This is a genomic window from Rubrivirga sp. (genome assembly GCF_965213695.1).
Lineage (GTDB): Bacteria > Bacteroidota > Rhodothermia > Rhodothermales > Rubricoccaceae > Rubrivirga.
Window position 1 is genome coordinate 3106911 of record NZ_OZ243912.1, and the last position, 22461, is coordinate 3129371.

The window sequence follows — 22461 nt, forward strand, 5'->3', positions numbered from 1 at the left end:
CTAGGCCGAGGTCGCCGGGACGGCCACCGTCGGCGCTTCACCCGAGGCCCCGTCGGCGGGCGAGGCGTCGGAGTTGAGGGCCGGGAACTCCACGACCGGCGCCGACCGGCGGGGCAACCGGAGCCGCCAGCCCGCGTGCTCGCCGTCGAGGAGCCAAGCGCGCCCGCCGAGCGCCTCGGCCAGGCGGGGCACGTAGCCCTCGCGCAAGCCGAACGCCGAGGCCGGCGCGCCGCCCGTCACCGTCATCTCGAACGTCGCCCGGTCCGCGGGCTGGAGGCGGACGTCGACGCGCGGGCCTTGGGCGCTCGCGACGGCGCCGCTGACGAGGGTCCGCGCCAACCGCTCGAACAGGGCCGCGTCGAGCAAGAGCGGGGCCTCGGGCAGCGTGCACCACACGTTGAGCGCGACCCGGCGGGCGTGGGCCGCCGGCCGGCTCGCGTCGGCGACGGCGGCCAGCACGGCGGCCACGTCGGTCGGGACGGGGGGCGAGGCGACGGCCTCCCCGCCCAGCAGCGTCAGCTCGTCGAGGGCCGCCCGGAGCCGGTCTCCGGCCCGCCCGATGACGCCCCGGAGCTCGGCGAGCTCCTCGGGCGTCGGCTGGTCGTTCAGGAGGTCGGCGTAGCCCAGGATCGACGTGAGCGGCGAGCGGATCTCGCGGTCGAGGTGCGTGAGCAGGGCCTGCCGCGCGTGGGCAGCGGCCGTGGCCGCCCGAGCGCCGTCGAGGTGCTCGGTGACGTCGAGGGCGACGCCGATCAGGCCGGACGGCCGTCCGTCCCTGTGGCCCAGCACGCGGACCTCGAACGTCCGGTCGCCGGCCTCGACGGTCCAGTCGGCGTCGCGGCCGACGAGCGCCGCCTCGATGCCGGCGGCGGCCTCGGCCCCGTCGAACAGCTCGGTGAGCGGCCGGCCCTCGGAGGTCTCGATGGACAGCCCGAGCAGGTCGAGCGCGCGGCCCCGGCTCATCACCAACCGGCCCTGGTCGTCGGCGGCGAACAGGGCGACCGGGGCGTGGGCCATCAGGGCCTCGATCTGGGCCTCGCGCTCGCGAGCCCGCTCGGCCGCCCGGTGCCGGCCCGTGACGTCCTCCACGACGAACGCGAACCGGGCGTGCTCGTCGGCGTCGATCTGGGCCACCGTCGTCGACAGCGTCCGGGCCCCATCGTCTCCCTCCCCCACCATCTCGAACCGCTGGGCGTGGCCCTCGGTCAGCGCCCGGCGGCACGCCGCGACCCACTGGCGTTCGAGGTCGCCGCCCAGCCCGACGTCGGCGGCCGAGCGGCCGGCCAGCGCCGCCGGCGTCGTGCCGAGCGCCGCCGCGGCGGTCGCGTTGACGCGGACGAACTCGACGGCCCCGTCGACCAGACGAATCACGCCCATCCCTAGCGGGGCCCCGTCGAAGAACGCGGCCAGGTCGGCCTCGCGGTCGGCCAGGAGCCGGGCCGTGGTCGCGCCCTCGAGCGCCGAGCCGGCCCACCGCGCCAGCGACTCGACGAGCGCCCGGTCGTCCGGGGAGAACGGCCGCGAGCGGGGCGCCCCGCCGACGACGCAGAACGTTCCGACGCACCGGCCGTGGACGAACACGGGGGCGCCGAGGTAAACCGCCGGCCCGTCGACGTCCAGCGCCGCCTGGGCCGCGTCCTCGACGGCGAACGGGCCGTCGGTCCGCGACGTCACCGCGCAGAACGTCTGGTCGAGCGGGACCGGGCGGACCGGGATGAGCCGCTGCGACGGGTCGTACACGGTGTGGGGCGTCCACATGCCGCCGTCGACGTGGGCCAAGACCGCGCCGTCCAATCCCAGCGCCTCCGTCGCCCGCTGGAGGGCCAGGTCGAGCCGCTCCTCGAACGTGCCGGGGTGGACGGCGACCTCGTGGAGCAGGCGGCCCGGGTCGAGCCGGCCCGGCGCCGCCCGGACCAGCCCGAGCGCGAGCGCGGCCGACGTCGCGAACGCCTCGGCCCAGGCCTCGTCGAGGGCCCGGTCGTCGGGGGCGAACACCAGGAGCGCGCCCTCGCCGTCGCCCAGGCGGGCGCTGGCGGCGAACCGGGCGCCGTCGACGGCCCCGTCGAGCGCGTCGAGGCCGGCGTCTCCGAGCCGCTCGGCGAGCGCGCGGATCGCCGCGTCGTTGCCGCCCCACGAGCCGGCGGCGGCGACGACGCGGAGGGACCCGGCGGCGGTCGCGAAGAGGAGCGCGGCGGGCACGTCGAGCCGGTCGGCGATCAGCCGGAGGCCGGCCTCGGCGGGCGAGGTCGGCTCGGGCGTCGCCCCGGACGGACGCGGTCCGCGGGGGTCGGGAGGGGCCAGGGGATGCGGAGGCGGGCGGTCGCGCGGGGTATCGGCCGCCCCCCACCCGGCCTCAACAGACGACGGGGAGGGAACCTCTCGTCTCCACCGGCGGCCGGCCTAGCGCACGACTACGAGCGGCCGCGCCTGCCGGCCGCCCGGCGCGTCGACCACGACGACGTACGCCCCCGCCGCGAGCCCGCCGGTGGCCACCTCCACGACCGACGCCCCCGCCGGCCGGTCCCGGCGCTCGACCGTGCGGACCCGGCGGCCCCGCCCGTCCACGACGGAGACCGCGACCGGGCCGGGCCGGTCGAGGCGCAGCGCGAGCCGCGTTCGATCGCGGGCGGGGTTCGGCATCGGCACGCCCACCTCGAACGCCGCCGCGGGCGCCGACGCCGAGGCCACGTCGCCGACGACGATGTCGGCCGTGGCGGTGTAGATGTAGTCGCCCGAGCTGCCCCCGTTGCCGTTGGCCGCGTTGCCGGCCACGTAGACGCGGGCCGCGCCGGTCCGGTCGGTGCCGGGCACCCAGTCGAAGGTCCACGTGCTCTGGGCGGTCCCGCCGGCCGTGTGCGTGACGTGCGACGGGTCGCCCCCGGCGTAGCGCGTGGCCGCGGCGTCCGTCAGGACGAGCTCGCCCCAGGCCTCGCCCGTCTCTGGGTCGCGGACCGTCGCCGAGAAGCCCTGGCGACGCGAGCCCGGGGTCGCCTCCGGCGTCTGGTTGTCGAGCGTGACGGTGACGGGCACGGCCTCGCCCGGCGCCGCCGTACCGGCCACCTCGACCGCGACGTCGCCGCCACCCTCGTTCAGCCCGAACGAGCTGTGGCACACGTTGCACGTCTGGGGCGACCCGTCGGACCGCGTGATGTGGCCGGCGAAGCCGGGGTTGGCCCCGCCCGAGCTCCCGACGGCGGGCGCCGGGGCGAGCGCGACGGCGGCGACCACGGCGACGGCGGCCAGCGCCACGGCGAGTCGGGAGGGGGCGGACGGGGTCATGGAGGCGGCGGAGAAAGGGCGGGTATCGGCGGGACAGCGTGCGACTTGCGCACCCCTCACCGCGCCTTTACCAGCCGGAGCGTCTCGGACCCGCGCGCGTCGGTCGCCACGACGGCGTAGACGCCGGGCGCGAGACCGGTGCCGTCGACCGAAACGGGCCGGGCGGGCGCCGGGCCGTCCCACAGCACGGCGACCTCGCGCCCCCGCACGTCCGTCAGCACGACGCGGACCGGGCCGGGCGCGGCGAGCCGGAGCGCCGTCCGCTCGCGGAACGGGTTCGGACCGGCCAGCGCCAAGCCCCTCGCCTCCGGCCCGCCCTCCACCGCCGTCGCCGAGCGGACGACGCGGTAGATCGACCCGCCGAAGTCCGTCACCAGGATGTCGAGGCCGTCGGGGGCGAGGTCGATGGACGAGATCTGGATCGGGCCCGGGCCGTTGGGCCGGGGGAACGTCTCCGCCAGCAGCGTCGCCTCGTCCGCGCCGGGATCGAGCGCCCACAGCCGGCCCGACACGAAGTCGCCGAAGAGGTAGGCCCCGCTGAGCGCCACGTCGGCCCCGCCGGCGACGAAGCCGCCGGTGATCGACTGCCCCACCGGGTGCGGGTACGAGAAGACGGGCGCCTCGAAGGCGTCGAGGTCGCAGCCCGGCTGGAAGCACTCGGGCCCCTCGACCTCGTTCCACCCGTAGTTGCCGCCGGCCACCACTTGGTCGACCTCCTCCCACGCATTCTGCCCCACGTCGCCGACCCAGACGCCGGCCTCGCTCACGTCGAACTTGAACGGGTTGCGGAAGCCGTAGGCGAAGATCTCGTCGCGCTCGGGCCCGTCGGTCTGGGCGAACGGGTTGTCGTCGGGGATGCCGTACTCCGCGCCGTCGGGCACGTCGTCGACGTCGATGCGCAGGAGGGCGCCGAGCAGCGTCGTCGGGTCCTGGCCGTTCTTGAACTCGTCGTTCGCACCGCCGCCGTCACCCAGCCCGAAATACAGGAACCCGTCCGTCCCGAAGTCGACCGTCCCGCCGTTGTGGTTGGTGGCCGGCTGGTCGACCTCGAGCAGGACCCGCTCGCTGTCGGGGTCGGCGCGGAGCGGGTCGTCGGGGTCGCGCGAGAACTCGGACACGCGCGAGACGAGCACGCGGACCCCGTCGACGGGCTGGTCGACGGGGGCGGTGTACGAGACGAAGAGGCGCCCGTTGGCCGCGTAGTCCGGGTGGAACGCGAGCCCGAGCAGGCCGCCCTCGCCCGCCGCGCTCGTGCGGTCGCGGAGGTCGAGGAACACGGTCGGCGCGGCGTCGCCCGGGACGAGGGTGCGCACGCGGCCGGCCTTTTCGAGCACGTAGAGCCGGCCGTCGGCCTGGCCCGGCGCGGCCTCGACGCCGAGCGGCTGGCCGAACGTGACGCCGGGCGTCGCGAGCACGATCTCGGCGACGGGCGACTGGGCGGCGACCGTGGGGACGGCCACAAGACACGCGAGCAGGACGAGTCGGGGCATGACGGCGGTGGTGGGGAGGCCGAGAACATAGGGCCGTAGTTTTCGCGCGGTCCGCCCCATCCCCCGTGCCCCGTCTCCTCGTCCTCGTCCTGGCGCTGGCCGGCTGCACGTCGGAGCCGCCCGAGGCGCTGGACCGGGCGGCGCTGGAGGCCGGCTGGCAGGCGTGGGCCGCCGACCGCGACTCGCTGTTCCGGTCGCCCGAGACGCCGCTCCTGCCCGACTCGCTGGCGGCGTTCGACGGCGTCCGCTACTTCGACTACGACCCGGCGTTCGCCGTCCCGGCCGTGCTGGTGCCGGCGCTCGGCCGGGACACCGTCACGTTCCCGACGACGACCGGCGAGCTCCAGCGCTACGTCACGGCGGGCCACCTCGCGTTCGAGGCCGGCGGCGTCCAGCGGCGGCTGGAGGCGTTCGAGCCCGTCGGCGGGCCCGAGCCCCGGCTGTTCGTCCCCTTCCGCGACGCGACCTCGGGCCGCGAGACCTACGGCGGCGGGCGCTACCTCGACCTGGAGCTCCAGCCGACCGGCCGCTACGCGCTCGACCTCAACCGGGCCTACCACCCGTACTGCGTCTACAACCCGTCGTACTCGTGCCCGCTGCCGCCGGCCGAGAACACGTTGGAGCTGGCGGTGACGGCGGGCGAGCGGCTGTAGCCCCCCGGGGACTCGCGGTTGGGGACGGAGGACGGAAAACCGCTGGACCGGGCCGTCCCCGGTCCTCGGTCTCGTGACATCAGGGCCGATACCCCGCAACGTGGGTTTCGACGGCCCCGATCCGCTCTCGGCCTGGACGCGAGGCTCCCTCTCGGGAACGGACGACGGGTCGCCACCACAAAACACGCCCGCTCCGACGGGGGCCGGAGCGGGCGCGGGGGGACGAGCCGGCGTCGGCTAGTCGTCGTTGTTGCCGCGGCGAGCCTGGCGGCGACGGTCGGCCGCCCGGCGCTCGGCTGCCTGGCGCTCGGCTTGACGGTCCGCGCGGTCGTCGTCGCGGGTGGCCCGGCGGCGCCCGTCGTCGCGGTCGTCCCGGCGGTCCTCCCGTCGCTCGGCACGGCGTCGGTCCTCCTGGCGGTCTTGGCGACGGTCGTCGCGGCGCTCGGCCCGACGCCGGTCTTGGCGACGGTCCTGCCGGCGCTCGGCGCGGCGGCGGTCTTCGCGGCGCTCGGCCTCACGGCGCTCCTCGGCCCGACGCTCCTCGGCCCGGCGGTCTCGGCGGTCCTCCGCGCGGCGCCCGTCCCGGTACCCCTCGCGGTAGCCCCGGTCCGCAGACCGGCGGGTGTCGTACCAGCCGCGGCGGGCGTCGTAGCGCCGGTGGCGGTAGTAGTCGTTGTAGCGGGCGGCCCCGTAGCGGTTGTAGTAGCGGTACGGCTCGTGGTAGCGCCGGTCCAAGATCCGCTCGATGTCGCGGTCGATCTGGGCCCACCACCCGCGGGCCCGGCCGTTCGTCCGGGGGAACGGGTAGACGCCGCCGTGGCGGCGGGTCGAGGTCCGGTCGAGGAGCTCGTAGGTCCGGTAGACCAGGAGGTCGCGGATCTCGCGCTCCTCCCGGTTCGAGATCCGGAGGTAGCGGTCGAGGTCGTCGACGTAGCGGCGGGCGTCGCGCTCGACGGCCCGGTGGTAGGCGGAGGTCCGGCCGTAGCGCCCGTCGTAGTCGCCGCTCGGAGCGCGGCGGTAGTCGCCGTAGTCGCCGTGGCGGCCGTTGGCGTAGCCGAGCTCGGCGCACCCGGTCAGCGCGAGGAGACCGGCGAGGGCAGCCGTCGAGAGGATCGATCGGTTCATCTCAGTGGGGGGAATGAGGAGGTCACGGTCGCGCTGGGTGGGACGCAGGAGGAGAGCCGCGACGACGGCGGGCGAAGTCACACACCCCCCACGCAACGGCCGTGCCGACGGCCCATTCCAGCCCAGATCGGCCGGTAACGGGCGAAACCGTCCAACGAGATGGACGGCGCCCCCCACGCGACCGCACGCCTCCACCGGCCTCACCGCGCCGCGCCGGTCGCCGGCCCGCAGCGAGCAGGCCGGGTCCCGGCTCGTTCGCCCCCGGATGAAGTAGCGGCCTGGGCGGACCGCGCCGCGCCCGTCCCTCGTTTCGTGGCCTCCCGTCCCGACTGCCCCCGTCTGTTTGTCCATGTCCTTGTCTCGGAAACTGATCGCCGGCGCGTCCCTCGCGGGGGCCGCCGCCGGCGGTGCCCTGCTGGCCGCCCGCCTCCCCGTGTTCGGCGCCGCGCCCGTCGGCGACCGCCTGGACCGGATGCGCCGGTCCCCGCAGTGGGACGGGGCGGCGTTTCGGAACCCGCTCCCGATGCGGTCCGGCGGGTCGCCGGGGATGATCTGGGAGTGGTTGTTCGGCGACACCGCCGAGCGCGAGCCGAGTGCCCCTGTCCCCACCGTCGCCCGCGCCCGGGCCGACTTCGACGCGCCGCAGGATCTCCGCCTGACGTGGCTCGGCCACGGGACGACGCTCGTCGAGATCGAGGGGCGACGGCTCTTAATCGACCCCGTGTTCAGCCGGAACGCCTCGCCCGGCCCGCTCTTCGGCGTCGCCCGCTTTTTCGAGCCGCCGCTGCCGCTCGCCGAGGTCCCCGCGCTCGACGCCGTCGTCCTGACGCACGACCACTACGACCACCTCGACGCGGCGGCCGTCCGCCGGCTGGCGCCGTCGGTGCCGCGCTGGGTGTGCCCGTTGGGCGTCGGTGCGCACCTGGAGCGGTGGGGCGTCCCGGCCGACCGGATCACCGAGCACGACTGGTGGGACGAGACGGACGTGGCCGGGCTCCGGCTCGTCTGCACCCCGGCCCGGCACTTCTCGGGCCGGTTCCTCGACGACCGCAACCGGACGCTGTGGTCCGGCTGGGCGATCCTGGGCGCCGAGCGCCGGCTCTACGCGACCGGCGACGGCGGCTTCGGCCCCCACTTTTCCGAGGTCGGCGACCGGCTCGGCCCGTTCGACGCGACGCTCGCCGAGGTCGGCGCCTACAACGCCGACTGGGCCGACGTCCACATGGGGCCCGAGCAGGCCGTCCAAGCGGTCCGCGACGCGCGCGGCGGGCTGCTGGTGCCGGTCCACTGGGGCACGTTCAACCTGTCGTTCCACGGGTGGACGGAGCCGGCCGAGCGCGTGATCGTGGCCGCGGAAGCGGCGGGCGTGCCGCTGGCGGTGCCCCGTCCGGGCGAGAGCGTCGAGCCGGCGTCGCCGCCGACCGCCGAGCGGTGGTGGCCCGAGGTCCGGTGGCAGACGGCGGACCAGGCCCCCGTCGTGTCGTCGGGGCTCGGCTGAGGTCGGGCCGGGGCCGGCCGCACCTACCTTCCGGGGCCCCTCCCCCACTCCGATGCGCCTCCGACTCTTCCCTCTCGTGCTGGCCCTCCTGGTCGCCGGCGGCTGCGACAGCGCCGACGACGAGCTCACGCTCGACGCCGACTTCTACGTCGGCACCTGGTCGCTCGTCCGCATCACCGACGGCTCGGGCGACCGCTCCGCCGAGGCGCTCGCGCTCTTGGACGCGCTCACCATTCAGTTCGACGCCGACCGCTCGTTCCGCCTCGACGCCGACTTCGTCCCGCTCGTCAACCAGGCAGGCCAGGCCGACGTGACCATCGAGGGCGACTACCAGGCGCAGGCCACCACTCGGCTCTTGGTGCTCCTGGTCGACGGCCTGGCCCCGACGCTCCAGGTCAACGCCGCCTCGCGCGACGAGATCACGCTGACGGCGCCGGCCGTCGTGGTGGAGCAGCTCCTGGGCGAGCTCCAGATCGACTTCACCGGCGACGTCACGCTCGGCATCGAGCGGCAGTGACCCGGTGGGCGGCCCTGGCCGTCGCGCTCGCGCTGGCGGCGTCCGCTGAGGCGCAAGACTCCCGCATAGAGGGCACCGTGGCCGACGCCGAGACGGCCGAGCCGGTCGCCGGTGCGAGCGTCCTGGCGACGGCCGGCGGCTGGCGCGGAGGCCGCGCGACCGGCGCCGACGGCCGGTTCGTCCTCGACGGCGTGCCGACGGGCCGCGTCGCCCTGCGCGTGACGGCCGTCGGCTACGCCCCGCTCGACACGGCGCTCGTGGTCGCCGGCCCGACGACGCTCGCACTCCGCTTGCGCCCGGCCACGACCACGGCGACGGAGGTCGTCGTCCAGGCCCGGCGGAGCGCGACGGCCACCCGCGCCGACGCGCCGGTCCTGCTCGTGCCCCAAGCCGTGTCCGTGCTGCCCGCCGGCGTGCTCGACGCCCAGGCCGCCCGCGACCTCCCCGACGCCCTGCGCAACGTGCCCGGCGTCTCGATGCGCGGCGTCGGCGAGCCCGGCGCGCTCCCGGTCTTGCGCGGGTTCCGGACGGACCAGACCGGCGGCGGCGTCCGTCGGAACGGGGTCGAGGTGCCGTACCTGGCCGACGGGCTCCGGGCGAACGTGGCCCGCGTCGAGGTTTTGCGCGGGCCGGCGTCCGTCCTCTACGGCCGGCTCGAGCCGGGCGGCGTGGTCAACGTCATCACCGAGGTGCCGCAGCTCCGTCGGCACGCCGAGGTCGCGGCATCGGGCGGGACGCTGGGCGGAGGGCGGCTCGCGGTCGATGTCGGCGGGCCGGTCGGGGCCGCGGCGACCCGGCTCAATGCGTCGGCGGAGCGCGAGGCGTGGGGACGAGGCGAGGCCGTTCGCTCGGCCCTGTTCGTGGCCCCGGCCGCGCGGTGGCGGCCGTCGGGCCGATGGGTGCTCGACTTCGACGCCGAGGCCGTCGCGTCGGAGACGACGATCGACCCCGGGCTCGCCGCGCTCGGCACCGACACCGACGCGCTCGACGACACGCCCCGCGACCGCTTCTTTGGCGAGCCGACGGCCGTCCACCGCTGGCGCTCGGTGGGCGTTTTTGGGACGAGCGCCTGGGCCGCCGCGCCTCGCGCCGATGTCCGCTCGACGGTCTCGCTGGCCCGCTACGACCTAGGCCGCGACGCGCTCGACCTCGACAGCCTGGTCACGGTGGGCGCGCCGGCCGTGGCCCGGTCGCTCCGGCGCGAGGGGTTGGGGTTCACCTACCTCAAGGGCGCCACCTTCGCCGACCTCCGGCTGGAGACCGGGCCGGTCGCCCACACCGTGACGGTCGGGGCCGAGGCCATCCGCGCCTGGGCCCAGGCCGACGGGACCGCCCCGCTCCCGGCCACGGCGGGCGGCTTGCGCTTTGGCTTGGTCGATCCGGTGGCCCTCGACGCCCCCCGCCCGACCGGCCTGAACGCCGACGAGGTCGACTACCTCGACGCCACCGTCCGCGGGCTCGACGCGGGCGTGTTCGTCCAGGACCGGGCGACGGTCCGGCTCGGGCGGGCGACGGTCCACGCGGTCGCCGCGGCGCGGCTGTCGCACGTCCGGTTCGGCGCCACGATCCGGGCGCTCGCCGACACGCCCGACGCGCCGGCCGGCATCGGCGAGCGGTCGGCCCAGGTGACGGCCGTGACGCCGTCGGCCGGGCTCGTCGTCGAGCCCCGGCCCGGGCTCGCGCTCTACGTCTCGTCGGGCACCTCGTTCAACCCCATCGTCGAGCGGGTCGACCGCAACGGCGAGCCGTTCCGGCCCACGCGGGGCGTCCAGGTCGAGGGCGGCGCCAAGCTCGACGCGCGCTGGCTCGCGGCGTCGGCCGCCGCGTTCTGGATCCGCAAGGACGACGCGCTGACGGTCGGGCCCGGCGGGTTCTCCGACCAGACGGGCCGCCAGCGGAGCCGCGGCGTCGAGGTCGAGGCGAGGGCCCAGGGCGCCGGGCTGGTCGGGCTGGCGACCTACACGCTGTTGGACGCCGAGGTGATCGAGGACGACAACGTGCCGGCGGGGACGCCCCTCGCGTACGCCCCGCGCCACGCGGCCAGCGCGTGGGTCGAGGCCCGGCGCGGAGCGCTCGCCGTCCGCGGCGGCGTCTGGGCACAGGGGGCGCGAACGGGCAGCCTGGGCAGCACGCTCGTCCTCCCCGCCGAGGCCGTCGTCGACGTCGGCGCCGAGGTCGCCGTCCGACGCGGCGTGGTGGTCCGGGTCGACGTCCGCAACGCGCTCGACGCTCGCGGCTACACGGGTGGCCTGACGCGGCGGGGGCGCCCCGGCGAGCCTCTCCTGGTGGCGTGGCTGACGCCGCCGCGCGAGATCCGCCTGGGCGTGACCGCGCGGTGGTGACCAGCCCGGATGACAGTCGGCGCGGGCCGTTCTGGTAGTGGAGGTCGCACCCCCTCTCCTCTCCCGCCATGCGCAGTCTCCTCTTCGCTCTCGTCCTCGTCGCCCTCCCCGGTTGCTACGCCGTCCAGTCCTCGGCCGACTACTACGGCCTCGACACGACCCTCCCCGGCGAGGGCGTCGTGTTCGTGGTCGACGTGTCGGGCAGCATGGAGGGGAAACAGGAGGGGACGTTGGAGGACCAGGCACGCGGGGTCGCGGCTCGCCAGGCCGGAAGCGCGGTCCAGCGGACCGTCGGCGGGCGCGTCGGCCGGCTGCTGGGCGGCCAGGTCCGGGGCGAGGCGACCAAGCTGGGCGGCGCCAAGCGCGAGCTGATCCCGGTCCTGCGCGGGCTCGACCCCACGACCCGGTTCACGATCCTGACCTTCGGGGACCACGTGGACTTCTGGCGGAGCGACCTCGTCGAGGCGACCGGGGCGACCAAGAACCTGGGGGCCGTTCACGTCAACGGGCTCGACGCGAACGGCGGGACGCCGATCCAGGAGGCGCTCGAGCGAGCGCTCGCCGTGCCCGGCGCGACGACGGTCTTCCTCATGACCGACGGCCAGCCGACCGACGCCTCGACCGCGGAGATCCTGGCGACCGCCCAAGCCCGGAACGGCGGCCGCATCCGGCTCCACACGGTCGGCCTCGGGCCCGACCACGACGGCGACTTCCTGGCGGAGCTGGCGGCGTCCAACGGCGGCCAGTACATCGACCGGCGGTAAGGCCGGGCGGGCCCGTCGGCGGGAGGCCGGTGACACGACGGGGGCACCGGGCGGCGGTACCTCGGCGCACGCGCCGAGCGGAACGGGGGCACCCCGCCCCGGTTCACGACCGTCGGCCCCCCGCCTCCCCGAATGGACGACCGCATCCTGATCCGCGGTGCCCGCGAGCACAACCTCCAGGGCATCGACCTCGACATCCCCCGCAACGAGCTCGTCGTGGTGACGGGCCTGTCGGGCTCCGGCAAGTCGAGCCTGGCGTTCGACACCATCTACGCCGAGGGCCAGCGCCGCTACATGGAGTCGCTGTCGAGCTACGCCCGCCAGTTTCTGGGCGTCATGGAGCGCCCCGACGTCGACTTTATCGACGGGCTGTCTCCGGTCATCGCCATCGAGCAGAAGACGGTGTCGCGCAACCCCCGCTCGACGGTCGGCACGGTGACCGAGATCTACGACTTTATGCGGCTGCTCTACGCCCGCGCCGCCGACGCCTACTCGTACCAGTCGGGCGCCCCGATGAAGCGGCAGTCCGACGACGAGATCATCGACGCCATCGCGGCCATGCCCGAGGGCACGCGGGTCCAGATCCTGGCGCCGGTCGTGAAGGGGCGGAAGGGCCACTACCGGGACCTGTTCGAGCAGATCGCCAAGCAGGGCTTCGAGCGCGTCCGCGCCGACGGCGAGGTGACCGAGATCACGAAAGGGATGCAGCTCGACCGGTACAAGGTCCACGACGTCGAGGTCGTCGTCGACCGGCTGGTGGTCAAGGAGGGCGTCCGGCCCCGCGTGGCGCAGGCGGCCGAGATCGCGCTCGGGATGGGCGGCGGGACGCTCATCGTCCAGATCGACAAGAGCGGCGACGAGTCCGAAGTGCCGACCGGCGACCGGCTGTTCTCGCGCCACCTGACGGCGCTCGAAGACGGGCTGAGCTACGACGACCCCTCGCCCAACACGTTCTCGTTCAACAGCCCGTACGGCGCGTGCCCGGCGTGCAACGGGCTCGGCGTGCGGAAGGAGATCGACCCGGACCTGGTCGTCCCGAACCCGCGCAAGACAATCGCCCAGGGAGCCCTCGCGCCGCTGGGGACGCCGCGCGAGGTCTGGGTCTTCAGCCAGCTCGCGGCCGTCGCCGAGGTCTACGGGTTCGACTACGACACGCCGTTCGAGGCGCTGAGCGACGCCCACCGCGACGTCATCCTCAACGGGGCCGGCGACGAGCAGTTCGACATCGTCTACACGTACAAGGGGCGGAAGGTGACCTACCAGCACCGCTACGGCGGCGTCTACGGCCACGTCCAGCACACGCTCGACAACGCCTCGTCGAAGGCCCAGCGGCTGTGGGGCGAGGCGTTCATGCGGCTCCGCGCGTGCGGCGCGTGTGGCGGCGGTCGGCTCAAGCCGGAGTCGCTGAGCTACCGGATCGGCAACACGAACACGTACGACGGCGACCAGTCCATCGCGGACCTGGTCCAGATGGACCTCCGCGAGCTGAGGGCGTGGTTCGAGAGCCTGGACCTGGAGGGCCGGCAGGGCGTCATCGGGAGCCCCATCGTCAAGGAGATCCGCGAGCGGCTGGACTTCTTGCTCAACGTCGGCCTGGACTACCTCACGCTCGACCGGCCCGCGCGGACGCTGTCGGGCGGCGAGTCCCAACGGATCCGGCTGGCGACCCAGATCGGGACCCAACTCACGGGCGTGCTCTACGTGCTCGACGAGCCGAGCATCGGGCTCCACCCGCGCGACAACGCCAAGCTCATCGCCAGCCTCACCGCGCTCCGCGACCTGGGCAACTCGGTGCTCGTGGTCGAGCACGACCGGGAGATGATCGAGGCGGCCGACTTCGTGGTCGACCTCGGGCCCGGCGCCGGCGAGTTTGGCGGGCTCCTGCTGGCGGCCGGCCCGCCCGACCAGATCGCGACCTTCGAGGGCGACGGCGCCCCGCCCGAGTCGTTGACGACGGCCTACCTCGCGGGCTTGCGCGCCGTCCCGACGCCGGCGTCCGACGAGCGTCGGCCCGGGAGTGGCGAGTCGATCACGCTGCTCGGCGCGCGCGGCCACAACCTGCGCGACGTCGACTTCGAGGTCCCGCTCGGCACGCTGACCGTCGTGACCGGCGTGTCCGGGTCGGGCAAGTCGTCGCTCGTCAACCAGACGCTGGCGCCGATCCTGGCGGCCCACTTCCACAACGCCCAGACGGTCCCCTTGCCCTACGCCGACGTCGAGGGGCTCGAGCACGTCGACAAGGTCATCGCCATCGACCAGTCGCCGATTGGCCGGACGCCGCGGTCGAACCCGGCCACCTACACGGGGCTGTTCGGCCTCATCCGCGACCTGTTCGCGCGGTTGCCGGAGTCCGAGATCCGGGGCTACAAGCCGGGCCGGTTCTCGTTCAACGTCAAGGGCGGGCGGTGCGAGACGTGCAAGGGCGCCGGCATCATGAAGCTCGAAATGAACTTCCTGCCGGACGTCTACGTCGAGTGCGAGACGTGCAAGGGGCGGCGCTACAACGCCGAGACGCTGGCGGTCAAGTACAAGGGGAAGAGCATCGCGGAGGTGTTGGAGATGCCGGTGTCGGAGGCGCTCGGCTTTTTCGAGGCCGTCCCCCGGATCGCCCGCAAGCTCCGGACGCTCGACGCGGTCGGGCTGGGCTACATCCGGCTCGGCCAGCAGGCGACGACGGTCTCGGGCGGCGAGGCCCAGCGGATCAAGCTGTCGAAGGAGCTCTCGCGCCCCGGGACCGGCCGGACGCTCTACATCCTGGACGAGCCGACGACCGGGCTCCACTTCGAGGACGTCCGCCACCTGCTCCTCGTGCTCCAGGCGCTCGTCGACAAGGGCAACACGGTGCTCGTCATCGAGCACAACATGGACGTCGCCAAGCAGGGCGACTGGGTCGTCGACCTGGGCCCGGACGGCGGCGCGGGCGGCGGCCACATCCTGTACGCCGGCACGCCCGAGGGGCTGGCCCAAGCCGACACGCCGACGGCCCCGTTCATGGCCGAGGAGCTCGAGCGGGCCCGCCAGTCGGGCGACCTCGGCCTGGGCGTCCGCGAGATCGACCTCGACGCGCTCAACGGCGGCGGCGACGACGACGAGGCGGACGAGGTCGAGGAGGACGAACCGGAGGAGGCCGAGGCCTAACTCCCCCTCCTGGGGTCTCCTATCAAATGGCCCGCTCGTTCCTCATACCGCTCGCCCTCGCCCTGTGCCTTGCAGGGTGCGATGGGTCCGGTCCCGATCCCTTCGTCGCGGAGGGCCGGTGGGTGGGTTCTCGGACCCTCGACTTCGACGTCCCTTTCGTCGGAGAAGCCTGTGGAGTCGAGTTCTCGGACGCCCGCCGACTCACATCCGGCACCGTCCGCCTCTCCCTGGTTATCGACAAACAGGGGCAGGCCGTGTCCAACAGCGAGATCTTCTACACCGTGGTTACCCGGCAAGCCGGACTGCCCGACTGCGAAGGGGGGAACAGGGCTGCCGGAATAGCCACCGTAGGAGTTTCCCGTGTCGGAGATCACCTGACGATCAACGGTCTCTTCGCCGTCAGGCGAGCAGAGTTTGACCTCTCGGCCACCGCCCTCACCGGGAGCCTCACCTTCTCGCAGTACGACGCGGGCTCGCACGGCTTCGGTGGCGTCGATTCTGTTCCCTTCGTCGCGACCCGCGTGTAGAGCGTCAGCGCACGACAGTGATCGTCCGGCTGGCGATCTCCGAGCCCGAGGTAATGCGGGCGATGTACGTCCCCGGCGCGAGTGCCGGCAGCGCCAGGGCGACGCCGCCCGCGAGGGGCCCGTCGTGGAGTTGGGCCACGCGGCGGCCGAGCACGTCGATCACGTCGACGCGGGCCGACGGCGCCACGCCGGACACCCAGACCGACCCGCCCGCGACGACCGGGTTCGGGCGGACCGAGAGGGCGAGGGCCACGACGGGCGCGTCGTCCCGGGCGACGGGCTCGCCGTCGTAGCCGAAGAGCGAGCGGCGGTCGTTGACCCACGTCTGTGCGGCGGGGTCCCAGACCGTCCGCGTCCGAGACGTCACGCGGCCCGAGGCGTCGTACTCCCAGACCGTGTCGTCGCCACTTCCGACGTGGACGCCGTCGCTCAGGTACGCGACGTACTGTTTCCGGAGCGGGTCGCCGTCGGGCGTGAACGTGTCGTCCGAGCGGGCCGAGAGCCGCCACGCCTGGGCCCCGGCGTCCCAGTCCTCCATCGTCTCCGTCGTCAACTCGTCGCCGGAGTAGCCGCGCCGCAGGCGCCGCTCGAACACCCAGGCCGAGCCGTCCCAGTAGCTCACGACGTACTCGACCAAGCGCGACGCGGCGTCCAGGACGGACGAGATCCGGGTCACGGGGACCCACCCGTCCTCGCTGTTCGCCTCCGTCACCTCGACCGTCTCGGCCCCGTCGGTCGTGAGGAGCGTCCGGAACGTGTCGACCCAGTCGGCGGCGGCCGGGTCCCACTCCTGGGAGAGCACCTGGTCGACGCCGTCGGTGGTCGTGTAGAGCGTCCGCGTGTCGGGCGTCCAGGCGCCGCCCTCGCGCAGCTCGGACAGGATCGACGCCGGGGTCCCGTCGGCGTTCGCGGTCGTGGTCGTGCGGGAGATGGGGGCCCAGGCCCCGCTGAGCCAGCGCTGGACGACGGTGGTGGCCACCAGGCCGTCCTCGGAGTAGCTCGCGAGGGAGCGCTGGACGGGGAGCGTCTCCAGAGTCTCCGTGTCGAGCTCGTCCGACCGCACTTCGACGAGGCGGTCTTGGGCGTCGTAGGTCACCGTCAGCTCGCTCTCGACGCGCCAGACGCCGGCCTCCGCGTCCCAGATCTCGGTCCGGTCCCCGAACGAGATCCCGTCCTCGCGGTAGAAGAAGGTGAAGCGCCGGGTCGGGACCCAGGCCCCGTCCTGCCAGACCGACTGCGTCAGGACCTCGTTCGCCCCGTCGACGGCCGACTCGGTCCGCTCGGCGTTCCGCCAGCCGTCGCCGTCGGGGACCTGGCGGACGCGCTCGACGACCTGGCCTTGGGCGTCGAACGTCCGGAGGAACCGGCTCTCCCTCTCCCACGCCCCGTTGCGCCAGACTTGCTGGAGCTCGGTGGAGCTGTCCACGAGGCCGGCCACGAGGTCCTCCGCGGCGGCGTGCGCGAGAGCGTCCGAGGAGCGCCGGGGGGCGCACGGCGCGGCCTCGGGGTCGGCCCGGCCGGGGAGCCGGCGGACGGCCTCCAGGTGCCGGCCGAGCGGTGTCTCGTCCGGGCGCGCGCCCTCCAGCGACGGCGTCTCGCAGCCGCGCGTGGGCTGGGCCTGGGCGGAGAGGGCCGCCCCGAGCACGACCGTCAAGAGCAGGAGGGAAGTGCGGAGGGGAGCGGGCATTGAGGCAGAGGCGGTGTCCGAGGGCGCCAGGGACAGCCCTCACAATACGGCGGCGCCCGCTTGGAAAGTCCGGGTAGCTTGGCGTGCCCCTCCCCCCGCGACGTGTCTTCTCCTGTCCTCGGCATCCTCGGCGGCGGCCAGCTCGGCCGGATGACAGCCCTGGCGGCCACCCGCCTCGGCGTCGCCGTCCGCGTCTTGGCCGACGCCGAGACGGGGACGGGCCGGCCCTTCGACGACGTCACCATCGCCGAGGCGTCCGACCCCGCCGTGCTCCGCGACTGGGCGCACGGGTGCGACGTGGTGACGGTCGAGAGCGAGTGGGCCCCGGCCGACCTCCTGCTCGAGGCGGCCCCCGGGACCCGTCTCGAGCCCGGCGTCGCCGCGCTGGCGGCCATCCGCCACAAAGGCCGCCAGCGCCGCCACCTCGCCGAGGCCGGCCTGCCCCAGCCGAGACACGTCTGGGCCGAGACGCGGGACGAGGCGCAGGACGCCGTCGGCCGGTTCGGCGCCGCCGTCCTCAAGCGGTTCGAGGGCTCGTACGACGGCTACGGCAACGCGACCTGCCGGACGCCGGCCGAGGTCGACGCGGCCTGGGACGCGCTCTCTGCCGACGACGGGCTGCTGGTCGAGGCGTTCGTCCCGTTCCAGGCCGAGGCCGCCGTCACCGTCGCGCGCCGGCCCGACGGCGAGGCCGCCGTCTACCCGGTCGTCCGGAGCGAGCACCGGGACCACCGGCTGTGGGCGGCGAGCACGCCGGCCGGGTTCCCCGATGCCGTCGAGGCCGAGGCCCGACGCGTCGCGCTCGCGACGGTCGCCGCGCTCGACGTGACCGGGGTGGCGACCGTCGAGCTGTTCGTGCTGGCGGACGGCGTGCTCGTCAACGAGGTGGCCCCGCGCCCGCACAACACGGCCCACCTGACGATTGACGCGAGCCACACGTCGCAGTTCGAGAACCACGTCCGCGCCGTGCTCGGGTGGCCGCTCGGCGACCCCGGGCTCCGTGTCCCGGCCGCGTGCATGGTCAACGTGCTCGGCCAGCGCGAGGGCCCGGCCGCGCCCGACCTCGCCGACGCGCTGGCCGTGCCCGGCGCCAGCGTCCACCTCTACGGCAAGGCCGAGGTCCGCCCCGAGCGCAAGATGGGCCACGTCACGGTGACGGCCGGCTCGGTCGCCGACGCCCGGCGACGGGCCGAGGCGGCGGCGACGGCCGTGCGGCTTTGAGGCGCGGCGGTCGGCAGGGATGCAGGGGCGACGGCCGGCAGGGGCGCGGCGGCCGGCAGGGGCACGGCGCGCCGTGCCCCTACGGTGGCTGTTGGAACCTTTTCAGGTAGGCCGCCGAACTCCGAACTCTGACCGCGCAGCGAAGGCGCAGCCAACCCTGAGCTCCCCATGTCCTCCTCCCCTCTCGTCGGCCTCGCGATGGGCTCCGAATCCGACTGGCCCACGATGGAGGCCGCCGCCGACGTGCTCCGCGAGTTCGGCGTGCCGTTCGAGGCCCGCGTGCTCTCGGCCCACCGGACGCCCGACGCCATGACCGACTACGCGCGGACGGCGCGCGAGCGCGGCCTCCGGGTGATCGTGGCCGGGGCCGGCGGCGCGGCCCACCTCCCGGGCATGATCGCGGCCTCGACCACGCTCCCCGTCGTCGGCGTGCCGGTCGAGACGCGGGCGCTGAAGGGCGTGGACTCGCTGCTGTCGATCGTCCAGATGCCGGGAGGGATCCCGGTGGCGACGGTCGCCATCGGGCAGGCCCAGAACGCGGGCCTGCTGGCCGTCCAGATCCTGGCGACAGCCGACACCGCGCTGGCCGACGCGCTCGACGTGCACCGGACGGCGCTCCGCGACCGCGTCGGCGAGATGGACCGGTCGGTCGCGGGGAAGGCGGCCGGTTAGAGTGACGGTCCGAGGCCTCCAGTACAGCGAGGTCGGGGTTGGCTGCGCCGGCCTTCGGCTCGCGAGGGCCCACACCCGAGCGAACCCTGGACCTCGCCTTCGGTGACTCGGCCCTGTCGCAAAACGCACTAGACGGACGGCTCCGTCGCCGCGCCGTCGCCCCCGGCCGTGAACCGCTCGACGACGCGGGCGAGCCGGGCGAGGTGGCGGGCCTCGCCCTCCTCCCGGCGCTCAGCCACCCGAAGCGCCTCGGCCAACGACCGCGACGCCGCGTCGAGCGCCCGCCGCTCTTCGGTCGAGTAGCCCCGTCCGCGCCCGTGCGTCCCCAGCGCGAGCACCCCGACGACCTCGTCCTCAGCTGACCGCAGCGGGACACGCAAGACGAACACGGGGTCCTCCCAGACCTGCTCCGAGCACGCCGGCAGCGCCGCCGGGTCGAGCGTCGCCCGGGCCCACGCCAGCGCGTCGTCGGCCGGGACGCCCTCGGCGGCGACGACCTGCCAGCCGTCGGGGTCGAGGTCGAGGACGGCGGCCCGGTCGGTCTCGAGCACCTCGCGGACGGCGGCGATGGCGACCCGACCGATCTCCTGGGGCGACGCCACCACCTGGCGGCCGGCGAGGAGCAGCGGCAGCCGCTCCGTCAAACGCTCGCGCGTGCGCAAGAGGTCGGCGTCGGCCCGCTTCGTGAGCCACTCGCGGACCGGGTTGAACACGACGAGGGCGACGACGGCCGCGAGCGCCGCGGCGACCGAGTCGGCCCCGTCGCCCATCGAGGCCCGGAGCCCGAGGCGGAGCGCCTCGGTCCCGCCGGCGAACACGGCCGCCAGCCCCAATGTCGCCGCGCCGACGGCGACGGACCGCGCGATCCACAGGTCGGCGTCCCACGGCCGGAACTTGAGGGCGCCCGCGAGCACGCCGAGCGGGATCGCCGCGAGCGCGAGATCGAGCAGGACGTAGGTCGCGACCTCGAACAGGTATCCCGTCGCCCGGCGGTCCGAGTCGAGGACCGGGATTGCCTCGGGGAGGTACAGGACGCACAGCATGGCGACGAACACGCCGAGCGGGAGCACGACCCACTTCATCTGCTGGCGGACGTCGGCCGCCGCCGAGCGCCGGTACTTCTGGACCAGGCCGACGACCGGCAGCGCCAGGAGCCCGATCATCAGCACGGCCACGAGGGCTTCGCCGACGGCCTCCGACAGGTCGAGGACGTCTCCCACGACGAACACGCCGAACACAGCGACCAGACCGAGCGCCACGATCCGCCCCATCCGCCGCGTCCACGCCGGTCCAACCCGGCCGTCGGGGAACCGGACCAGCGCGCTCGTCACCATCGGCAGCGCGCTGACGGCCACGGCCACGACCGCGAGAATGACAATGATGGCAAAGGGACCGATCACGCTCGCCAAGTCGGTGCTGTTGAGCGGTCCGAACCCGAAGATCGCGGGGACGGCCATCAACGCCGTCCCAAGCTCGGCGCGGTAGCCCCGACCCCGCGCCCGGACGAACAGCGTCAGGCCCGTCGCCAGGAATGCCAGTAGCGCCGCGACAATCCCCGCGCCCGCCACCTGATACACGGCCTGGTTCGAGAGCCCGAACCGGCGCGCGTCGGCCTGGTCCTGCCGACCCACCACCACCTCCACCGTCTGCCGCTCTCCCGCGCGTTCGACGACCACGGCCACCGTGTCCCCCACCGTCTCGTACAGGTGGAGGGTCTTCACCCGTGCTGCCGCGCCGCGCGAGACCGTGTCGCCGTCGACTACTAGGAGCCGGTCGCCCGGCCGGAGCCCCGCCAGCGCGAAGTCGCCCCGGACGAGGTCGCCGACGACCGACGTGCTGTCGGGGCTGAGCCGGACGGGCGCGCGCGCCGTGGTCCGGTCGGGGAGCCGGGCCTCCGCAACGATCCCGACGACGGCGATGGCGAGCACCGCCAGCGCGACGACGACGCGGGCCGGCTGGCGGAGCGGGCGGACGGCCCGGCGCCACCGCCGCCGCGCGGGCAGGGTCCAGCGGCGAAGACGGCGGGGTCGTGGCATGGGCAAAGGCTAGCGCTCGGTACGCCGCGCGTCAACCGGCGCCCCCCAGGGGCAGGTCTGCCATGCACGCACACCGCGAGCACGTACAAGTCCGGGTCGGCTACGGGTCAGCGCACGACGCGCACCGGGCCGCGCTCCGCAACCGCGTTGGTGAGACAAATTGGCCGGTCATAGGGAAGACCGAAGCTATCGGGCGACCGTGACCAGTTGGCTCACCACCCCAACCTCGGTGGTCGCATGGAGGAGGTAGAGCCCTGGAGTGAGAGACGACAGATCTAGCACGGTATCGGTGCCTCCGCCTACCTCTACCGTCTGGAGTCGACGGCCGAGCAGGTCGAGGACATCCACATGCACGTCCCCCATCACCGCAGGAGCGAAATGGAGGCGGACGAGTCCGCCGGCTGGGTTCGGAGCGAGTGACAAGCGGAGCGGCAGCTTCACCGGGCTCGTCTCGGCCGGGGTCGGTCTCCCTGCGTACGTGTACAGGGTGCGGTGGTAGTTCTCCCAAGTATTCGCCTCCTGGTTGAACTGAAACTCGGTGCGCGCCGAAAGAAACCCGTCGCTGTCATAGCTGAACTCTACACGGACCCCGAGACGCAAGGGGATGCTCCGGTCCCCCGAACTGTCCGAGACTAACAGCGTAGCCTTCGACCGTTTGCCAGTACCCTCGTCGTGCTCCACCTCGAATCGCCTCCACAGAAACCATTTCCCGATCTCGTCCCAGTAGAAATGATCTTGGATAGCGACACCATGATCTCCATACCGAAACACAGTTCGTTCGCTATTTTCAAGAGAGCCGCCGTTCCGGCTCCACTGTCGAATCAGTTCCGAGCGTCGGCCCGCCGCATCGCGAACGACGATCCACTGATCTCTGGATGACCCATACCACCCCGGCGTTACGACACACGACATTAGGTACCCTTGATCGTCGTAGTCCGTTTCGATTTGGCGCTGTACTTGCCATTTTCCGTATTCAAACCATTCAATCAATCTAGATTCGACCTGTCCGTCTGATCGATATACATATATTTGCCTACTTCCGGGACCCCACTGCTCACCTGACCGCCTCTCGGCATAGTGCAGAGCCAGTAGGCCATCGTCCTGATAGGTGAATGTGGACCGGATTGCAGGGACATCGGGAGACGTGGCAAAGGTGCTTCTGACGATCCGACCCGCCTCGTCAAGCTCGTATACGGACTGATCATATTCGTAAACCCAGCTCTCGTCGAACGGTCGCCATCTCCAATAACGCCGCACACCGTTTCGAGAGTCGCTCAGTACGTACTCATAGCGCTTGTTGGTCAGCCACTCTCCTTGCGGGTCCGCAGCATCACCCACCTGTTCCGTCGTCGTAATCCCGAACTCAAGACCTGTGCTTGGAGCGAGCGGAGGGGCCAGAAGCGGATCTGGTGGGAAGCACTCGATCTGGGCGACCACGGGCCCCACTGTGCAAAGGCCCATGACGAGAACACGAAGCGAACTCAACCAGCACTTCTGAATGAACCGTCGCGG

At 73.7% G+C, this 22461-nt stretch carries 16 protein-coding genes; 9 read left to right on the forward strand and 7 right to left on the reverse strand.

Annotated features, from left to right (window positions below; genetic code table 11):
* The 3 genes from ACOOHE_RS13780 to ACOOHE_RS13790 all read right to left on the reverse strand — a co-directional run bounded on the left by ACOOHE_RS13780 (window position 1) and on the right by ACOOHE_RS13790 (window position 4769).
* Window positions 1-2199: a PAS domain S-box protein gene (locus ACOOHE_RS13780; RefSeq protein WP_420454663.1), complete on the reverse strand. Its 2199-nt coding sequence runs from the start codon at window positions 2197-2199 to the stop codon at window positions 1-3.
* Window positions 2200-2400: 201 nt separating this feature from the next.
* A complete protein-coding gene (locus ACOOHE_RS13785) occupies window positions 2401-3279 on the reverse strand; it encodes a choice-of-anchor V domain-containing protein (RefSeq protein ID WP_420454664.1) in 879 nt (292 codons plus the stop codon).
* A 56-nt stretch (window positions 3280-3335) separates the two neighbouring features.
* Window positions 3336-4769, reverse strand: a complete 1434-nt coding sequence (locus ACOOHE_RS13790; protein WP_420454665.1) for a PQQ-dependent sugar dehydrogenase — start codon at window positions 4767-4769, stop codon at window positions 3336-3338.
* 65 nt (window positions 4770-4834) lie between these two features.
* On the opposite strand from ACOOHE_RS13790, the gene ACOOHE_RS13795 reads away from it, so the two are divergent.
* Window positions 4835-5422 (forward strand): DUF1684 domain-containing protein, encoded by a 588-nt coding sequence (locus ACOOHE_RS13795; protein ID WP_420454666.1) that lies wholly within the window; start codon window positions 4835-4837, stop codon window positions 5420-5422.
* A gap of 237 nt (window positions 5423-5659) precedes the next feature.
* On the opposite strand, the gene ACOOHE_RS13800 is transcribed toward ACOOHE_RS13795, so the two are convergent.
* Window positions 5660-6547 (reverse strand): hypothetical protein, encoded by an 888-nt coding sequence (locus tag ACOOHE_RS13800; RefSeq protein WP_420454667.1) that lies wholly within the window; start codon window positions 6545-6547, stop codon window positions 5660-5662.
* A 349-nt stretch (window positions 6548-6896) separates the two neighbouring features.
* Between ACOOHE_RS13800 and ACOOHE_RS13805 the strand changes: the two genes are divergently transcribed.
* The 6 genes from ACOOHE_RS13805 (at window position 6897) to ACOOHE_RS13830 (ending at window position 15333) form a co-directional block, all read left to right on the forward strand.
* A complete protein-coding gene (locus tag ACOOHE_RS13805; RefSeq protein ID WP_420454668.1) occupies window positions 6897-8045 on the forward strand; it encodes an MBL fold metallo-hydrolase in 1149 nt (382 codons plus the stop codon).
* A 52-nt stretch (window positions 8046-8097) separates the two neighbouring features.
* Window positions 8098-8562, forward strand: a complete 465-nt coding sequence (locus ACOOHE_RS13810; RefSeq protein WP_420454669.1) for a hypothetical protein — start codon at window positions 8098-8100, stop codon at window positions 8560-8562.
* A complete protein-coding gene (locus ACOOHE_RS13815) occupies window positions 8559-10904 on the forward strand; it encodes a TonB-dependent receptor domain-containing protein (RefSeq protein WP_420454670.1) in 2346 nt (781 codons plus the stop codon). The genes ACOOHE_RS13810 and ACOOHE_RS13815 overlap by 4 nt, the downstream gene beginning before the upstream one ends.
* Window positions 10905-10972: 68 nt before the next feature.
* Window positions 10973-11668, forward strand: a complete 696-nt coding sequence (locus ACOOHE_RS13820) for a VWA domain-containing protein (protein WP_420454671.1) — start codon at window positions 10973-10975, stop codon at window positions 11666-11668.
* Window positions 11669-11800: 132 nt separating this feature from the next.
* Window positions 11801-14806, forward strand: coding sequence for an excinuclease ABC subunit UvrA (gene uvrA, locus ACOOHE_RS13825; protein ID WP_420454672.1), 3006 nt, complete (start codon window positions 11801-11803; stop codon window positions 14804-14806).
* A gap of 26 nt (window positions 14807-14832) precedes the next feature.
* A complete protein-coding gene (locus ACOOHE_RS13830) occupies window positions 14833-15333 on the forward strand; it encodes a hypothetical protein (protein ID WP_420454673.1) in 501 nt (166 codons plus the stop codon).
* Between the two features lie 4 nt (window positions 15334-15337).
* Here the strand turns inward: ACOOHE_RS13830 and ACOOHE_RS13835 are convergent, their stop codons facing one another.
* The gene (locus ACOOHE_RS13835) at window positions 15338-17020 is read right to left on the reverse strand and encodes a T9SS type A sorting domain-containing protein (RefSeq protein WP_420454674.1); all 1683 of its coding nucleotides are present in this window, start codon (window positions 17018-17020) and stop codon (window positions 15338-15340) included.
* Between the two features lie 102 nt (window positions 17021-17122).
* Between ACOOHE_RS13835 and ACOOHE_RS13840 the strand changes: the two genes are divergently transcribed.
* On the forward strand, window positions 17123-18241 hold the full coding sequence (locus ACOOHE_RS13840) for a 5-(carboxyamino)imidazole ribonucleotide synthase (protein WP_420454675.1): 1119 nt from the start codon (window positions 17123-17125) through the stop codon (window positions 18239-18241).
* A gap of 168 nt (window positions 18242-18409) precedes the next feature.
* Window positions 18410-18913, forward strand: coding sequence for a 5-(carboxyamino)imidazole ribonucleotide mutase (gene purE / locus ACOOHE_RS13845; RefSeq protein ID WP_420454676.1), 504 nt, complete (start codon window positions 18410-18412; stop codon window positions 18911-18913).
* 128 nt (window positions 18914-19041) lie between these two features.
* Here purE and ACOOHE_RS13850 read toward each other — a convergent pair whose 3' ends face one another.
* Both ACOOHE_RS13850 and ACOOHE_RS13855 read right to left on the reverse strand, forming a co-directional pair.
* Window positions 19042-20949, reverse strand: coding sequence for a GAF domain-containing protein (locus tag ACOOHE_RS13850; protein WP_420454677.1), 1908 nt, complete (start codon window positions 20947-20949; stop codon window positions 19042-19044).
* 186 nt (window positions 20950-21135) lie between these two features.
* On the reverse strand, window positions 21136-22386 hold the full coding sequence (locus ACOOHE_RS13855; RefSeq protein ID WP_420454678.1) for a T9SS type A sorting domain-containing protein: 1251 nt from the start codon (window positions 22384-22386) through the stop codon (window positions 21136-21138).
* Between the last annotated feature and the right edge of the window lie 75 nt (window positions 22387-22461).

Coding starts and splice junctions, on each gene's coding strand:
- purE (WP_420454676.1), top strand. CDS start 18,410: ATGTCCTCCTCCCCTCTCGTCGGCCTCGCGATGGGCTCCGAATCCGAC.
- ACOOHE_RS13835 (WP_420454674.1), bottom strand. CDS start 17,020: ATGCCCGCTCCCCTCCGCACTTCCCTCCTGCTCTTGACGGTCGTGCTC.
- ACOOHE_RS13830 (WP_420454673.1), top strand. CDS start 14,833: ATGGCCCGCTCGTTCCTCATACCGCTCGCCCTCGCCCTGTGCCTTGCA.
- uvrA (WP_420454672.1), top strand. CDS start 11,801: ATGGACGACCGCATCCTGATCCGCGGTGCCCGCGAGCACAACCTCCAG.
- ACOOHE_RS13785 (WP_420454664.1), bottom strand. CDS start 3,279: ATGACCCCGTCCGCCCCCTCCCGACTCGCCGTGGCGCTGGCCGCCGTC.
- ACOOHE_RS13820 (WP_420454671.1), top strand. CDS start 10,973: ATGCGCAGTCTCCTCTTCGCTCTCGTCCTCGTCGCCCTCCCCGGTTGC.
- ACOOHE_RS13790 (WP_420454665.1), bottom strand. CDS start 4,769: ATGCCCCGACTCGTCCTGCTCGCGTGTCTTGTGGCCGTCCCCACGGTC.
- ACOOHE_RS13805 (WP_420454668.1), top strand. CDS start 6,897: ATGTCCTTGTCTCGGAAACTGATCGCCGGCGCGTCCCTCGCGGGGGCC.
- ACOOHE_RS13800 (WP_420454667.1), bottom strand. CDS start 6,547: ATGAACCGATCGATCCTCTCGACGGCTGCCCTCGCCGGTCTCCTCGCG.
- ACOOHE_RS13810 (WP_420454669.1), top strand. CDS start 8,098: ATGCGCCTCCGACTCTTCCCTCTCGTGCTGGCCCTCCTGGTCGCCGGC.
- ACOOHE_RS13850 (WP_420454677.1), bottom strand. CDS start 20,949: ATGCCACGACCCCGCCGTCTTCGCCGCTGGACCCTGCCCGCGCGGCGG.